This is a genomic window from Vibrio qingdaonensis, from assembly GCF_026191675.1.
Lineage (GTDB): Bacteria > Pseudomonadota > Gammaproteobacteria > Enterobacterales > Vibrionaceae > Vibrio > Vibrio qingdaonensis.
Genome location: NZ_JAKRRY010000005.1, coordinates 1 through 16,078, shown reverse-complemented (window position 1 = coordinate 16,078; position 16,078 = coordinate 1). Strand labels below are relative to the sequence as shown.

At 42.1% G+C, this 16,078-nt stretch carries 12 protein-coding genes and 1 tRNA gene; 8 read left to right on the top strand and 5 right to left on the bottom strand.

All coding sequences use genetic code 11. From position 1 onward, the window contains the following. Nucleotides 1-20 precede the first annotated feature (20 nt). Nucleotides 21-1,121 (top strand): autoinducer 2-binding periplasmic protein LuxP, encoded by a 1,101-nt coding sequence (locus MD535_RS05790; RefSeq protein ID WP_265673939.1) that lies wholly within the window; start codon nucleotides 21-23, stop codon nucleotides 1,119-1,121. A gap of 2 nt (nucleotides 1,122-1,123) precedes the next feature. After that, nucleotides 1,124-3,706, top strand: coding sequence for a quorum-sensing autoinducer 2 sensor kinase/phosphatase LuxQ (luxQ, locus tag MD535_RS05785; RefSeq protein WP_265673938.1), 2,583 nt, complete (start codon nucleotides 1,124-1,126; stop codon nucleotides 3,704-3,706). Between the two features lie 147 nt (nucleotides 3,707-3,853). Here the strand turns inward: luxQ and MD535_RS05780 are convergent, their stop codons facing one another. From MD535_RS05780 to yccS, 3 genes are all read right to left on the bottom strand, one after another. Then, the gene (locus MD535_RS05780) at nucleotides 3,854-5,113 is read right to left on the bottom strand and encodes a hydroxymethylglutaryl-CoA reductase (protein ID WP_265673937.1); all 1,260 of its coding nucleotides are present in this window, start codon (nucleotides 5,111-5,113) and stop codon (nucleotides 3,854-3,856) included. 177 nt (nucleotides 5,114-5,290) lie between these two features. Next, nucleotides 5,291-5,503: a hypothetical protein gene (locus tag MD535_RS05775; RefSeq protein WP_265674069.1), complete on the bottom strand. Its 213-nt coding sequence runs from the start codon at nucleotides 5,501-5,503 to the stop codon at nucleotides 5,291-5,293. A gap of 178 nt (nucleotides 5,504-5,681) precedes the next feature. Continuing rightward, on the bottom strand, nucleotides 5,682-7,865 hold the full coding sequence (gene yccS, locus MD535_RS05770) for a YccS family putative transporter (RefSeq protein WP_265673936.1): 2,184 nt from the start codon (nucleotides 7,863-7,865) through the stop codon (nucleotides 5,682-5,684). A 367-nt stretch (nucleotides 7,866-8,232) separates the two neighbouring features. On the opposite strand from yccS, the gene helD reads away from it, so the two are divergent. The 3 genes from helD to MD535_RS05755 all read left to right on the top strand — a co-directional run bounded on the left by helD (nucleotide 8,233) and on the right by MD535_RS05755 (nucleotide 11,951). Further along, nucleotides 8,233-10,305: a DNA helicase IV gene (gene helD / locus MD535_RS05765; protein ID WP_265673935.1), complete on the top strand. Its 2,073-nt coding sequence runs from the start codon at nucleotides 8,233-8,235 to the stop codon at nucleotides 10,303-10,305. Nucleotides 10,306-10,378: 73 nt separating this feature from the next. Then, entirely contained in the window at nucleotides 10,379-10,981 is a 603-nt protein-coding gene (locus tag MD535_RS05760) for a beta-phosphoglucomutase family hydrolase (protein WP_265673934.1), read from the top strand. A gap of 175 nt (nucleotides 10,982-11,156) precedes the next feature. After that, the gene (locus MD535_RS05755) at nucleotides 11,157-11,951 is read left to right on the top strand and encodes an EAL domain-containing protein (RefSeq protein ID WP_265673933.1); all 795 of its coding nucleotides are present in this window, start codon (nucleotides 11,157-11,159) and stop codon (nucleotides 11,949-11,951) included. A gap of 33 nt (nucleotides 11,952-11,984) precedes the next feature. Here MD535_RS05755 and MD535_RS05750 read toward each other — a convergent pair whose 3' ends face one another. Next, nucleotides 11,985-12,350, bottom strand: coding sequence for a hypothetical protein (locus MD535_RS05750; protein ID WP_265673932.1), 366 nt, complete (start codon nucleotides 12,348-12,350; stop codon nucleotides 11,985-11,987). A gap of 431 nt (nucleotides 12,351-12,781) precedes the next feature. Here MD535_RS05750 and MD535_RS05745 point away from each other — a divergent pair, with 431 nt between their 5' ends. Both MD535_RS05745 and MD535_RS05740 read left to right on the top strand, forming a co-directional pair. Beyond that, nucleotides 12,782-13,480 carry a response regulator transcription factor gene (locus MD535_RS05745; protein ID WP_265673931.1) on the top strand — a complete coding sequence of 233 codons (699 nt, stop codon included), beginning with the start codon at nucleotides 12,782-12,784 and terminating at the stop codon, nucleotides 13,478-13,480. Continuing rightward, a complete protein-coding gene (locus tag MD535_RS05740) occupies nucleotides 13,477-14,823 on the top strand; it encodes a HAMP domain-containing sensor histidine kinase (protein WP_265673930.1) in 1,347 nt (448 codons plus the stop codon). The genes MD535_RS05745 and MD535_RS05740 overlap by 4 nt, the downstream gene beginning before the upstream one ends. A 120-nt stretch (nucleotides 14,824-14,943) precedes the next feature. On the opposite strand, the gene MD535_RS05735 is transcribed toward MD535_RS05740, so the two are convergent. Then, nucleotides 14,944-15,034 (bottom strand) — tRNA-Ser (locus tag MD535_RS05735). A gap of 329 nt (nucleotides 15,035-15,363) precedes the next feature. On the opposite strand from MD535_RS05735, the gene MD535_RS05730 reads away from it, so the two are divergent. Beyond that, nucleotides 15,364-16,044 (top strand): MaoC family dehydratase, encoded by a 681-nt coding sequence (locus MD535_RS05730; protein ID WP_265673929.1) that lies wholly within the window; start codon nucleotides 15,364-15,366, stop codon nucleotides 16,042-16,044. Nucleotides 16,045-16,078: the final 34 nt, after the last annotated feature.

Sequence of the window (16,078 nt, the reverse complement as noted above, 5' to 3'; positions counted from 1 at the left end):
CGCCAACATGATAATTACTAATGAAAAAGACGTTTTCTCTACTCGCTTCAACATTGTTCACTGCTTGCTCTGCACCTGTGTGGTCGAGCGAATCGCTTCCTGGTTATTGGGAGTACCATGAATTCCTTAATGCCTTTCCTACGCAAGGTCAATTAACCGAGTCACTGTCTCAAACTGTCAGAGCTCCCGCCATTCCACTTACGATCAAACAAAAAGATCCGGTAACGATATCTGTCGTGTATCCAGGACAACAGATCTCGGATTATTGGGTTCGTAATATTAAAGCTTTTGAGTCAAGAATGGACGAGCTGGGTATCGATTATGAAATCAACCAAGTCTTTACTCGTCCAAATATTGATACTCGCCAACAAAGCGTATCTTTGATGGAAGCGGTAAAGAATAAATCAGGCTATTTGATTTTTACTCTCGACACGACACGTCACCGAAAATTTATTGAACACGTATTGCATTCGACTGATACGAAGCTTATTTTGCAAAATATCACCACACCAGTGAGAAATTGGGCGAGTGCTCAACCCTTTATGTATGTCGGATTTGACCATGTAAAAGGAAGTCATGTATTAGCGGAATACTTTAAGAAAACGATATCCGAAAAGAGTGCGTATTCAGTTTTGTATTTCTCGGAAGGCTATGTGAGTGATGCACGAGGGGGAACGTTTATTCAGGATATGTCCGCTGAAAATCGTTATCGATTAGCCTCTTCATATTACACCAAAGCAAATATAGAAAGCGGTTATCAAGCCGCGATCGATACCTTGAGAGAGCATCCTGAAATCAAGTTTATCTACGCTTGTGCCACCGATGTTGCGTTAGGTGCAGCTAAAGCCATCAAAGAGCTAAAACGTGATGATGTCGTGCTTAACGGCTGGGGAGGAGGTTCTGCTGAACTCGATGCTATAAAGCAAGGGGATCTCGACGTTACAGTCATGCGGATGAATGACGATACAGGTGTCGCTATGGCGGAAGCCATTAAATGGGATTTGGAAGGTAAGCCGGTTCCAACGGTGTATTCCGGAGATTTTGAGCTGGTTACCAGCGAGGATTCAACGGAAAAAATGGATCGACTGAAAGCGCAAGCCTTTCGCTATTCAGATAATTAACGATGCCACTAACGGATTTTAATAGCAGGAAGACACTCGCAACGCTGATTACCCGAATTGTTGTTTGGGTGATTGGTGTGTTTACGATTGGGATGCTATTACAAAGCTGGCACCTAAGTCGTGACCTAGTCCGAGAAGAAGTACAGCGTACGTCACGTCAGACGAGCAGCTTAGTGAGAAATTACTTTGATTATCGTTTGGCGTCGTTAAAAGTACTGCAAGATAGTAATGCTAAAAGTGACACTGTCGAACAGTTTTTTGACAATTATGATAGCCGCTCACTTGATTACTTTTTTCTCAGAGAAGATAACTTAGAGCCGGTGCATTCTCCGGACTTTCGTTTTATAACTCACCTGTCTGATATCATTTGGGATGATGGCAATGCACTTTTTTATGGCTTAGAAGACCACAGTCTGCAAGACATACTCCGCCAAGTTGGTGCGTACAGTAATTGGAATGCAGTTCGTGTTGACTCTCAGTTAGGTGAGTTATTTATTCTGGTTCGTCGTACGCCAGTTATTAATAGCGAGTCAGGAGAAGTGCTCGGTTTTGTTTTTGTTGGCATCGTTTTAAATGATAACGCAGGTCTATTGTCTAGCATAATGAGTGGCAGTAACAGTGATGACGTCCTGCTGAAGTTTGATGATCGCTTTGTTGCGTCAACCATTTCAGAAGAAGACAGCTATACGCATGTGTCGATCCTTGAGATGATCCAAAATGGTAAAAAGGACTTTGGAAAACTCTTAATTTCTGAGACTAACCTTTCGGTTGGTCTTAATAAGCATGTGCTCAAGGTGTATTCAATTCAACGTAACCCTAGTATTTTGGTGTTACGCAACAGCTACTTGGTTTGGATAGCTCTTTCGCTTGCAGTGATTGCTTCTGTGTCATTTTTTACACGTAAGTGGTTGAATAAAAAGGTGAGCATTGAGCTAGCTAAGCTCATGTCATATACCAAAGTGGCGGGAAATGAGGGCGATTTTAAGAAGTTCGCGGGTTCTTCTATATACGAGTTTAACCACATAGGACTCACATTAAGCGACACGTTTGATCGACTGTCTGAGCAGAAAAAACTCTTTCAGGACCTATTCAACTTTTCATTGTCACCGATAATTGTATGGTCTGACACTTCTACTATCATGCGCATTAACCCGGCGGGTAAAAAAGCACTTGGTTTGTCGATGGATTCGGATAGTGATGGTAGTGAAAGCTATTTAGCATTTGTTCAATTGATGCAAACACACGTGCAGAAAGCAAACTTAGGTGCCACGCTTACCGGAATAAACGTACCTATTGGTGACAAAGTGTATCGTTGGAATTTATCCGCGATACAACCGAATGGTATTAAAACGTTGGTGCTTGCGCAAGGGCAGGACATTACCGTTCTAATTGAAGCTGAGCGGCAAAGTAAGAAAGCCCGTAAAGAAGCAGAATCTGCAGCAAAGGCTCGAACCGATTTCTTGGCCAAAATGAGCCATGAAATACGAACGCCGCTCAATGGAATATTAGGTATTTCACAGTTGCTAAAGCAGGGTAGTGTTGACAGTCGCTATCAAGAGCAAATTGGGGTTCTCTGCCAAAGCGGTGAACATTTACTCGCGGTTCTTAATGATGTTCTCGATTTTTCAAAAATAGAAAATGGCAGTTTTCACGTTGAAAAACACACCTTTAAGTTTGGTGAGATTACAACGGCCCTAAATGGCATTTATAGCCCTTTATGTACTGAAAAAGACGTGGACTTTGTTATCAACAATCAACTTCCTAATGACGTGATGTTGAATACTGACCAAGTCAGGTTAAATCAAATACTCTTTAACTTAGTCAGTAATGCCATTAAATTCACTCACGATGGTGCCGTTAAGGTGTCTTTCTTTAGAGATACAGCGTTGCAACACTCAAGCGACGTTTTACGTATTATTGTAGAAGATACCGGGATAGGTATTTCTGAAGATCAGATGTCTCAAATTTTTGATCCTTTCGTCCAATCTGAAGCGACATCCATTCGCGAGTATGGAGGCAGTGGCTTAGGGCTAGCGATTGTGAAACATTTGGTACACTTATTTGATGGTGACGTTTTACTAGAAAGTCATCTTGGCAAAGGGACGCGTTTCACTATTGAGCTACCTGTTGAATTTATCGTGGAAAAGACAGCTGAGCAGAGAGCGATAGAGCCAGAATTAGATTTTAACTTGTTCAATAGAGCGCTCGCTGTACTTTTAGTTGAAGATAACCACACTAACGCTTTTATCGCTAAAGCATTTTGTGAAAAATATGGCATGAATGTTTATTGGGCTAGGGACGGGCATGAGGCGTTTGAACTTTTGAATAGTATGCCATTTGATTTGATTTTAATGGATAACCAATTACCGTCAATTTCTGGTATACAGATAACGCAAGAGGTTAAGCTTAATGATGAGATTAGCACAACAATCTATGCCTGTACTGCGGATAATTTGGAAGCGACAAGGCAAGCATTCATGGACGCCGGTGCGGACTACGTCATAGTGAAACCGATCAAAGAAAAGTCTCTCAATCAAGCTTTAACGCATTTTAAGCGTCACCACTACGTTGAACATAAGGCGTAACCGCTAGCATATGGAAGTGCGTTGTCTTCTTTGACTTATCGATAGCCATTTGTCACTGACGGGAACTTGTAAAGCGTATTTTGCCTAACAGGGCTACAACTATTACTAGGCGAAGCCCTGGCAGGCACAATTATTAAGTGCGCACTTTTAACGAGCTAGCTTATGGTGTGCCTGAGAGAAATGTCCCGCACAGAATGCACCGACAATAGACAGCTCACCAGCAAGGCATAAGACTGCTGTGACTTCTGCCAATGCTTGAGATTTTCCAGTGCCGTGTAACCCAAGTAGATCTAAACACGCTTTTTGGCTCGGCAAATTCGTTCCGCCACCAACTGTACCAACCATAATGTTTGGCAAAGTAACACTGGCGTAAAGGTCACCATCTTTGGTTAACTCCATTCGAGTCATGCCAATTGCCGACTCTGCGACGCAAGCCGCGTCTTGACCACAAGCAATATAAAGGGCAGCCAAGGCGTTCGCATAGTGTGCGTTAATTCCGATGGTGCCACTTAGTGCGCCACCTACGGTCGTCATTTGCCCAAACTCGGTCATTCTTTTTGGAGTAGTGTGGAGGTATTTCCCTATGAGCTCTGAAGGTATTGTAATTTCTGCGGTGACTTTTTTACCACGTACACTTCTTAGCGATTGCGAGTTGGCTTTTTTGTCACCAGAGAGGTTTGCGTCAAGAAAGGCGAATTCAGGTTCTATGGGGGAATGTTCAAGGATAAAGTTAAAGACACAGTTTGTGGCAATAGTGACCATATTCTGGCCTGATGCATCACCGGTTAGGTATTCGAATACAAGATATACATGGTTACCCTCAATGTTGACGTTAATATCAATGAGTTTTCCATGTGAGGTCGTGGATTCTGCGAGGAGTTTAAAATCGTCAAACTGTGTGACGACCCACGCGACGAATTGACCAGCCTCAATCAGCGTACGAAATGCGAAGCCAGGCGTACGAGTGACGCCTTCATTAAGTAACATCGCACTTGCTCCACCGCTAGCAGTGATTAGGTTTGCGCCACGGTTGTAAGATGCGACTAATGCAGCTTCTGTAGTGGCAAGTGGAACTTGATAGTCCCCTTGCGCAAACAAACCGTTAACCCGCATTGGGCCCGCGGTGCCTATTGGCATTTTTAAGGTGCCGATAAAAAATTCGATATTTTTACTGTAATCACTCATCTGAACTTGAGTGTGAGAATCCAAAAGCTGCGCTTTAGCCAACTCGTTATCAAGTTGCTTCCAGCGGTAATCAACGTGTCGCTGAGTCAGGTTGGGGCTGCGATTGATACGTCGACTTGAAGCATGCATTTTAGGTGCAAGTTTGTTTTGTAGTTCAGTCAGAGCATCTTCTTGACTAATGTTGTCAAGATAGTCTCGTTTGTGTAGGTTAATTTTGGGCATTTCGGTCGTGGTAGAACAGTTTGGGAGAATTCTACTTAGGTCAGCGTCAGATACAAGTCAAATCCGGTCGTTAAGGTTCGATAGTATTGCCTTGTGCTTGATTTCCGGCCTTTTTCTCAAGTGATTAGAAATACTTGTAAACAATTTAACGGAAACAGAGCTGGGATTAGTCGATATTTAGCGAAACAACTGTGCAAGTGCGTTCATTTCATCTTCGTTAAGGAGTGAATTCGTGCTGGGTTCCAATTGGCTGGAGATTTCGCTTTTAAGTGACTTAAGTTGCTGAGGAGAGAGTAACTTAAGCTGTTCTTTAAGTCGTTCAAATTGTTGATGAGTCATAGGTTCACCTGTTACTAGTGTGTTGAGCAAAGCGGGATGAGATCCGTTCATCGGCAATTCTTACTAAATATTTAAGCATTAATCTATAGAATTTACGGTCAATATTTGTCCGAGAAATGTAAGCGTAGTTTTAGCACTAGGTGAAAATTGAAGCCTACAAACCCTTATGGGAAAAGGGGTTGTAGGCTCGTGCTGGTATAATGTATAGACATATCAGCGAATTAGGGGGCTATTGATTGAGGTCATTCGTTTTTCTACTCGAATCTTCAAGCTTAGAAAAAGTGTTTGCCAAGATATGCAGCTCTGGCAACATACGATAGATCAAATGGAGTTGTTGCAGTACCATTCGAGCGGAGCGATCATCTTCATCTCGCCACTCGGTTAGACGCCGATGGATATCAAATTGATCAACGGTCGAAAAGACACAGTCCTCCGAGTAAGTGGCCAGTTGATGCTCTAACTGCTCTAGATGATGGTTAATGGTTCGGTGAGCTTCTAGTACTAATTGGTGAATAGACTCATCTTCCAAGCGTTGGCGGTGTGCGCCTAGCGCGGAAACATAACTAAGTAATGCATGATTTAATGTTAGGAACCTAAAGCTTTCATCTGTTGCAAGTTGATAGCGGCCTGGTTCTGCAAGCATATTGGATATGGCGTTAGTTAAGTGTGCGTCGGCATTGTGAGCCTGTCGACGGGCGATCCTATAGTTTAGATCGTTTTTTTTGCCCACTCGATACTGACCGATGATTTGCATCAAATATTGCCGGTTACAGTGAATCGCATCTGACATTACTTTGTGCAGTTTACGCGATTCCCAATCGGGTAAAATAAAGTATACCGCGGCAACCGCAAGGCCGCAGCCAATTAGTGTATCCATCAGTCTAGGCAGAACGACGGCGTAACCCTCGCCAAGTTGGTGGAAACACAGCAGAACCAACACGGTAATAAAACCGGTCGCGTAGCCATAATTGTTGATGCGAAAAGCAAAAAACATAACACCGGACAGGACAATAAGTAGCAGCTGACTCTCTTGAGAGGGGAAGAGTGTTAAAAGGGGGACGCCAATAAACAAGCCTACTAGTGTACCAGCGACTCGCGCAGAGAGTTTTTTGCGTGTCGCGCTGTAGTTCGGCTGACAAACAAATAGTGTCGTGAGCAAAATCCAATAACCACGCTCGATCTCGAAAAATTGGATGATGCCATACCCTAAGGTTAGCGCGATAGAAAGTCGAACCGCATGTCGAAACAGAATCGATTCGGTGTTGAGGTTAGTCTTAATTTTGGCCCACATGGCAGATAAAGTATGTGGGTTCGTATCGTCCAGAATCGTTTCATCTGCGACGCCACTATCTGGGTTACTGACGTTACTTAACAGTTTTTCAACGGTTGCTAAATTATTAAGTAGATAATTTAACTGAGGTAACGACGAGAACTGGGCATTGTCCGGATGTTCGTTTAAATAGTCGATAGAATCTTGTAACTCAACCAACGCTTTAATTGAACGATCATTATGGTCGTATTGTTTGCCTAGTTTGATGGCTAGGGCAATATCCCGACAGGCTTGAGCCTGGGTTTCAAGAACATGCTTGAAACGAAACAGAACGTCGGTTCGTCCAAACTGCGCAGAGAGTTCTTGATATCTTGAATGACTAGAGCTGACACGCTCATGGATATCTTGCGCAATGAGGTAGACTTTCAGAAAACGATCGCTCGGGCCGTCCACATGCCCCTTTCGAGACCGATTAAGTAATGTGGCTTTACAGGCATTGAGAGCGTTGACTGTTTTTGCGTTGAACTTTGCTTCATCAAGGCGATACGGTTGCGGTACCAAATCAAAAGTTGGATGGAACAGACCTCGTTTAGCATCGAGGTATAGTGAAAGATCCTTGAAGACATTTGCGAGACTCTGTTGAACGGGTTGAAGGGGCCAAAAAACATTCCATATCATCGAGATAAAGTAATACCATGCCGCCCCCGTTAACAAGAGCAGTGGTTGAAACCATAAGTTAGTGCTCTCGTGCGCGCCAAGCATCGCGTAAACAGCGATAAGAAGTGAACCGAAGGCGATACTCGCATATCTAGCACCCAGCGCACCAAGCATGATAAATAGAAAGGTCGAACAAAATAAGCCGATTGCAAATGCCCACGGTGTACTAAACAAAAATTCAATCGAAAACGCGGCAATGGCGAAGCAAATAAAGGTTAAAGTGATGGCTTTTAATCGACCGACAAAACTATCATCACTTTCAGCCAGAGCGGCGGCAATGACACCAAGAATTAAAGGCGTAACCCAAGAGTTCTTGTCAAAGTACCAAGATGGTATGACAACCCCTAGAAGGGTGATCAGCATTAATATGCTGTAGTTAAACGTTTTATTAGCCCATTGAAGACGAAGTTGACGGAATATACTCAAGAGAATGGCTACATTAAATCAAAATGACATTCTATCAGAAAGTGAGTTCTCTGTTACAGTCTTCGTCGATGAGTTGATGAGCTATTGATCTTACTCATCTCATCACCGTGGTATCGAGGTATTTTCACTTGTATTTGCACAACGATCTCCTAAAAAACGAAAGGGTTCATCGGTGCGCCGATCCTGAATATTCATAGTTAGGGGGTAGAGTCATAAAGAGAACCACCTATTTTAGAGGCCTAATCCATTCGCTCTCGGCGCTCGAATTTAAATTGGTTTTCACAGTTTTGACAGAAACTTAGATGGTATTCACAGATTGATGGAGTAGACTAATGGTTGTTTTATCTGTTTACGAATTATGAGTCACATGCATTTAACCGCGTCGCCAACAGCCGAAATTTTTACTCAACATGAATTTCGCTCTATTGAACTTGATGAACATAGCCTTACATTACATTCTGCGCGAGCCGAAGTGAGGATTCCATTCTGTGAATGGTCAGGGAAGCTGAGCGTAAAGCGTGGCGTATTCTGGTCATCAGTAACCGTTTATTCGCATGAAACTGACGCTCGTCAATTGTGTTGGGTGGTACAGGGGCTTCCTTGGCTCAAAGCTCAAGAATTTGCCAAATATGCGGTTTCTTGCTATCAACTTTGGCATGAAAATCAGTGTCGACTCCTTAATGAACAGCTCCCTAAATGGGAAGATGAACTAAGACGCCTAAGTGCTCTGCCACGGTTTTTGCCTCATTCAAGCGTAGAACAATGGAAACGCACGGTGAACACTCAGTTTCTTGATATGAACATGTCAGTGAGTGAAGCCATTAGGCGAATGCCGAAACGAGTGAATGCATTGTTACCGTGGCTTGATAATACCAGTGATACATTACAGGCCAGAAATCACACTTGGCTTGAGAATGAGTGTGAAAATTGGCAAGTGTTGTTTGCTCAGTCGGAATCCTCGCCTTTAAACCATTCGCAACAATTAGCGGTATTACACAATAACGATCATAACTTAGTGTTAGCTGGGGCAGGGTCAGGTAAAACAAGTGTACTGATGGCTCGTGTCAGTTACTTACTACAAAGTCATCTTGCACAACCAGAACAGATTCTGCTGGTCGCCTTTGGGCGTGATGCAGCGAACGAAATGAAACAGCGACTCGTTGCCAAATTGGGGCAAACGGCAGACAGTATCTCGGTGCTAACGTTCCATCAGCTAGGTCTAAAACTCCTCAATCAATCTGGAAAGATGTCTACATCACTCACGCCATTAGCCACTGAAAAAGCTCAGAAGAATGCGTGGTGCGTTGATTGGTTAAAAAAACACTGGATGACTCCGACCAATTACAAGCGGTGGCAAAAGCATCTTTCTCGTTGGCCGATTGCTTACCTTAAAGGGGATGATGAATTAGGTAGCCAATCGGAAAACCCTAAGCTTATTGCTTGGTTGGAGCAGCAACTCGACCAACTTATATCATCGAGTTTAACTAAGAAATCCATCCAAGAACACATCGTCGACAACGAGGATTATGCTCGCCTTAATAGTGAACTGATGCTTTGTTGGCCATGCTACCAAGCGTGGCAAAAAATGTTAAAAGAAAATAGTCAGATAGATTTTACCTCGATGATTACGCAGGCCACGAAAGTGATCGAGAGCAAACAATTCTCATCGGCGTGGAAATATATCATGGTGGACGAATATCAGGATATATCCCCTGATCGTTTAGCATTAATCCAAGGACTGTGCGAGCAATCCTCGGATGAAAATGAGAATACGACATTATTTGCCGTAGGAGATGACTGGCAGTCTATCTATCAGTTTACTGGTGCTGATGTTGATTTGACCACGGGATTTTCTCAACGTTTCCCTAATGCTTCCGTTCATCAACTCGATACCACGTATCGTTTTAACAATATGCTCGGCGACGTTGCAAACCGTTTTATTCAAGAGAACCCAAATCAATTAGAAAAAGCGCTGAGTAGCCACAGAGTCGTTAAACAAAAATCGATCATCATAGAAAATGCGAGCCGTATAGAAAAAATATTAGACGACTTAAATAGCAAAGCGAAATCTAACACCTCAGTGTTATTGCTAGGACGAAATCACTACCATCGCCCCGAGCTGTTCACGGATTGGCAAAAACAATTTACCACGTTGTCTCTAGAGTTTATGACGTGTCACAGTAGTAAGGGTAAAGAAGCCGATTACGTTATATTGGTTAATGTGGATGAAGGGCAGTTCCCAGCTAAGCGTAAATATGTTCACCTCAATAACGCTTTGACAGATACAACCGACACTTTCCCCCATGCAGAAGAGCGAAGGTTGTTTTATGTTGCTTTGACACGGGCGAAGAAAAAAGTATGGGTGACCTACCAGTCATCTCCGTCATCGTTTGTTAAAGAAATTGCCGAATACGAACAAGTCATTGTGAAGAAACAATAACAAACCGAGCCGAATTGAAATTTGACTCGATATGAATCGTTAATAGTAATGAACTAAGATGGAAGGATACTAAGTGCTAAATTTAGAACATTATCAGGCAATCATCTTTGATATGGATGGCACTCTTCTCGATACGATGCCCAGTCATTTAGACGCATGGCGGCTAACCGCTGAACATTATGGCTTACCTTTTGATAAGCGATGGATTCATTCGATGGGTGGGATGCCCAGCGTGAAAATAGCGGCAGTCGTACTAAAACACGCTGGGAGTGATGTCAGTCCGCAGACAGTAGCTAATTTTAAGTTAAAAACATTCAAAGCAATGCCTATAAACGCTAAACCGATCCCTCATACCTTAAGTGTGATGGAGGCTTATTTAGGGCGTAAGCCGATGGCGATAGGGACGGGGAGCATACGAGAGTCAGCGAAACGATTGCTCGAGCATGCAGGATTGTTGGAACACTTCGATTGCTTAGTGACATCCGATGATGTGGCACAACATAAACCGAATCCAGATACGTTTTTAATTGCCGCTCAATTGATGCAAGCGAAACCGAAGCATTGCATCGTGTTTGAAGACACAATGCTAGGTTTGCAAGCTGCTCATGCTGGTGGAATGGATTGTTACTTGGTTACATCGGGTGGTTTTGAATTTCATCCAGCGGCCAAGAATTAGTTAGCACTTAATAATTAGTTTATATTTTTAGTATCGTGTTTATACGCTAACTTTACATAATTAAACTGGAGTTTGCTTACACATCGTTACTTAAGCTAAATGCCGAATATGATAAAATACCAGTGTAGTTACATATATTTGTGACTGTTTTCATTACGCCAAGGAAAGGATATGTATGAAATCCACCGGTATCTATTCTAATAAAAAAGACATAATACAAGAATTAATAAGTGAATCAGATGACGGTGTTGTTTATGCTGATTATAATGGATTGCACTTTACGAGTGTATTTCAACCAATCTATGATCGTCATCAACAACTGTATGCTTTTGAAAGTTTAGTTCGGATACATGACGAGAATGCGAACAGTGTTGATCCTTCGCTGTTTTTTTCTCAAATAGAAAGAGATGCTACCGAAAATATTGTTCACACACTGTTGTGTGGAAAAATTCACCTCGCCAATTTTCTACAATCAAAATTCAACCATGTGAAGCTATTTATCAATGCGTCGCCTTCAGTCTTTAAGTCGTTAGCAAACACGCCAGAGGCAGTAGAGCGCTTTGTGCAAAGGAGTTATGAACTAGGCAGTACACCTTGCCAAGTTGTGTTTGAGATCACAGAGTTTTTAGAATCGGATTTGAATGCCATAGTGAAGGGAAAAGAGTGCCTTACTGAGTATGGAATTGAAACAGCGTTAGATGATTTTGGAACATTGTACTCCACTCCTAAACGTGCGATGGCTATCAAGGCGCCATACCTAAAACTCGATAAGAGTATTGTTACCGATAAAAATAAAGTAACTGAAGCGGTTAGGTTGGCCAAAAAAATTCACGCTATCACTATTGCTGAAGGCATAGAGGACCGGTCTACCGCGAATATGTGTGTTGATTTAGGTGTTGATTTATTTCAGGGTTACTATTTCTGCAAGCCGTTATCAGTTTCAGCTTTAAAATCTGGTTTACATTGCTAAGCTGACTCCGTAATCGCTTGAACAAGGACTAATTTACACTAGATTGTCGGGTTGATTACCCCTTACGTGCGCTATGGTGCGAGAGCGGCCTTTATTGACTCTAAACTTTAAAATGAGTGACTTGGTCATGCGTTTAAACTGCTGCTGTATATTGGTGTTAGCCTTTTTCGTCGCGTGAGTACGCTCTTCATGAAGGGATCCTATACTATTGGTACGATGTGGTACTCGCTTTACGTTGCTTAATGTGTCTAGGTTGTTTAAGTATCCTAGGCTCCAAAAGTTAACGTTGTCTTCATTTTTATACGCAGGTGACGCCTCACCGATGTAATTAGACGTGTTACTGAAACCTAGAGTCATAAGTACTAAAATAGTAGGGAAAGCCGATCTCTTACTTAGCATATAAACCTTTATTCATAATTAATAAAATAATATAAGCGTCTTCTTGCAGAATGTGTGGAATGTACGATCTAAAAATAGATCGTTAGATAGATAGTAAAAAACTGAAACCAAATGTCTAGATGTACAGGAATGAATACAGTGCTATTTGGCGTGGCATGTAAGCAAATTAAGCAGTATTGATTATTCACAAACTATAATTTTTTGTAATATTTATTCGTATTTAATCGGTTTAGAACAATTTAGAGCGCCTGGTGTGTTAATTAAGCTTATTATACGGAATATCATTCCAATTAACTTTCGTTTGTAAGCATAAGTAAGCGCCAGGGTGTAATAAACTTCTTACTCATTATTACTAATAAATTTGGCTGCATTGTTGAGTGTGATGAATAAATCCATATACTCCTTCGCGATGAGTATTACGGGGAAAGGAAATGAGTTGCAAGATTTTACTGGTTGAGGATGACAAAGAGATAGCGCAGCTAACACAAATGTACTTAGAGGCTGAAGGGTATCAAGTGACGGCGATCGGCGACGGTTCGGAAGCGCTACCAATGATCCAAAATATGAAACCCGACTTGGTTATTCTAGATTTAATGTTACCAGGAAAATCTGGCATCGATATTTGTCGCGACGCACGAGAGTTCTATTCGGGAATGATTATAATTTTGACGGCTGCTGAGGACGAGATGAGCGAAGTCTCATTACTTAAACTTGGCGCGGATGATTATTTGATGAAGCCTGTGAGAGGGCACATCTTAGTGGCAAGAATCGAAGCTCTTCAACGTCGTTATCAGCATCAATCAGCGATAGATAAACACGGCTCGCTTTATGACGCATTTGGAATTGTAATAAACAGCGACCGCCAAACTGCCTATTACCAACAAAAACCGCTTAATCTGACCAACTCGGAGTTTGAGATTCTTCAGGTATTAGTCGAGCATTCAGGTACAACCGTATCCAGAGAGCACTGCTGCCGTCTCGCTCGTGGTATTGAATATTGTTCAACAAATCGCTCGATTGACATGAGGGTGTCAGGGCTGAGGAAAAAATTGATTCAAGCCGAGGTACATTCACTCACAATAAAGACAATTAGAAATCAAGGCTATCGGTTGGTAGGTAATCAATCGTGACGGTTTTTACTCGGCCTAAATCTATGTTTTTTTGCTTGTATCTAGAGAGCTTAGTGGGCCTTGTGGTCACCTTCTTAGTTTTTCTCCATTTAACCGCAGACTATGTAAGAGCGTCCGATGCTGAAACGTTCGTTGATAGTGGAATCAGACACGTAAAAAATTATGTCAACAGCCAGTTCGAACGAGATGGATTATATGGTCGTTTAAATAGAGTTGGCGCGTTGACATTGTATGATTATAAGTTACGAATAGTGGATAAATACAATGTCGGTCAAGACCGCTGTGAAGCTTGCCAACTTTTTACAACCACCCACGGTATAAAGGTTTTTGTCGATGGTGATAATTTGTTCTACGCCGCATTTCCTATCCCAAAATCAGCGCGCTACTTGTTGTATCGAGAATTAGAAGACCCATTTGCGTCGACTACGGCCTGGTATAAAAATCGAGATAATCACGTTGTTGCGTTGATGTTTTTGACCATGGCGTTTGCGCTTGCTGGTTTACTTTACTTACCTATTCGAAGAGTCAACAAACGCATTAACAAGTTACTACGAGCTCAGGCCTCATTTGGTCAAGGGAACTTGTCCACACGCTCTGAAGCTTTTCATATCTCGCCTGTGAAAGAGTTTGCAGAGAGTTTTAATGAAATGGCGTCGGATATTGAATTGCGAGTCAAAGAGTCTATGGTGTTTGCTCAGGCTATTCCTCATGAGATTCGAACACCTATAAGTCGAATACAAATGGCAAGCGACTTACTAAGGCGAGAAGATACGAAAGATAGAGAAAGACTGTTCAATGATATTGATGACTATATACAAGATATCTCTTCATTAACTACCGATATTTTACAATTATCCCGACTCGGGAATGGTCGTTGCAGTGCATCAAATGCTAATCCAGAACGTTTTAGCTTGAGCGAATTTTGTAAAGATAGAATTAAGATGGTTGTGGGAGAAGACGAAGTTAGGTTAGTTATAGACAGCGAGGGATCTAGTGAAGAATATATTGCGGTTCAGTGTTTCGCTAAGTTGGTATTAGATAATTTGCTTAAAAATGCTGTTCGTTATGGTTGCGGGGAAGTTGAACTCGCTATTCGGAGTTTTGATGCGTGCTGGACGATCGACATAGAAGATAATGGGCCGGGTATTCCATTGGACAAGCGAGACGAAATCTTCTTAGCGTTTTCACGTATCGATACACATAGAAACGTCAGTCAAGGAGGGTTTGGATTAGGGCTTGCTATCGCTAATCAGGCAGCAAAAAATTTAGGTTGGTCAGTTTCGGTTGATGATAGCTACCTGGGGGGAGCAAGGTTTACGATAGTGATACCTAGAACCAAATGAGCAATGGGTTGGAATATAGAAGTAACAAAGGAAACGCAACTACAGACGAACCATCGCACCACAGACAATTGCACGCTAAATGCAAAAAAGCCGCTAATAATTAGCGGCTTTTTTTGAATGTGGCGGAGAGATAGGGATTTGAACCCTAGAAGGGCTATTAACCCTTGCCGGTTTTCAAGACCGGTGCTTTCGACCACTCAGCCATCTCTCCGTTGTTGGCGCTAATATTATTCGTTACGCCCAACGCTGTAAAGACTAAATTTACCTTCAGTGAACTGTTTGCACAAATCCTGCACGTTTTGCTTTTAGAATGACCAAAAGTCAGATTGTTCTGAGTGTAGTTGAAAATAGATCTCGATATCCACTCAAATTGATAACGTTTACAAATTAATAAAATATTGTTTTTTATGCTTAACTGGTTGATTATTTTAAATAAAACGCCGTTCAGAATACGGGTGTTAGCTCAAAAACATTTGCACGAAGTTGTGAACTGATTCAAAATATTACGGTTAGTTGAAACGACTGTAAGCTGAGGTCAATATGAAAGTGGTAAAATTGTTTAAACAAAGCGCTGATTCGATTAAGCATCAGTCTGAGCTTATGCAATGGATGTCGCCTGCAATTCGCGAGTATTGGTCTGAGTTTGTTGATAAAACCCACAACCGTAATTTTCTTGCATGGGTTAGAGACTACCACAAGCCTGCAGTAAATGAACCCCATGTTTCGGATTTGACGCCAGAGATTGTGTTAAAGCCAGAAGCACAGCGTTTATACCTAGAGCTGCAGAGCAAAGTCGGTACGGTCATTCACGAGGGGGACTGGCTAACGGTTGGTCAAGAACGTATTGATCAGTTTGGCGCTGTTACTGAAGATAATCAGTGGATTCATACGGACCCTGAGCGTGCGACAACAGAATCACCGTTTAAGACAACCATTGCTCATGGTTTTCTTACCTTGTCTTTGCTACCAGCGTTGACAGATAGCGTTGATCCAGATAAACCAATGTTTCCAACCGCTAAGATGATGGTTAATATTGGTCTTAATCAAGTTCGATTCCCATATCCAGTGAAAGCAGGAAGTAATCTGCGTGCAAAAAGCACCTTAGTAAAGGTCACACCAATCAAAAAGGGATTGGAGATAGAGCGAGAGATTCGAGTGGAAATTGAAGGGATTCGTCGTCCTGCATGTGTTGCGACATCGGTGATTCATTTGCACTTCTAGACATTCTAATTAAATACAGCAAAGCCCAGTGAAC

Bases quoted from the DNA above. Each gene is read 5' to 3' on its own strand.
- MD535_RS05790 (WP_265673939.1), top strand. From the start codon at position 21: ATGAAAAAGACGTTTTCTCTACTCGCTTCAACATTGTTCACTGCTTGC.
- luxQ (WP_265673938.1), top strand. From the start codon at position 1,124: ATGCCACTAACGGATTTTAATAGCAGGAAGACACTCGCAACGCTGATT.
- MD535_RS05780 (WP_265673937.1), bottom strand. From the start codon at position 5,113: ATGCCCAAAATTAACCTACACAAACGAGACTATCTTGACAACATTAGT.
- MD535_RS05775 (WP_265674069.1), bottom strand. From the start codon at position 5,503: ATGAACGGATCTCATCCCGCTTTGCTCAACACACTAGTAACAGGTGAA.
- helD (WP_265673935.1), top strand. From the start codon at position 8,233: ATGCATTTAACCGCGTCGCCAACAGCCGAAATTTTTACTCAACATGAA.
- MD535_RS05755 (WP_265673933.1), top strand. From the start codon at position 11,157: ATGAAATCCACCGGTATCTATTCTAATAAAAAAGACATAATACAAGAA.
- MD535_RS05750 (WP_265673932.1), bottom strand. From the start codon at position 12,350: ATGCTAAGTAAGAGATCGGCTTTCCCTACTATTTTAGTACTTATGACT.
- MD535_RS05745 (WP_265673931.1), top strand. From the start codon at position 12,782: ATGAGTTGCAAGATTTTACTGGTTGAGGATGACAAAGAGATAGCGCAG.
- MD535_RS05730 (WP_265673929.1), top strand. From the start codon at position 15,364: ATGAAAGTGGTAAAATTGTTTAAACAAAGCGCTGATTCGATTAAGCAT.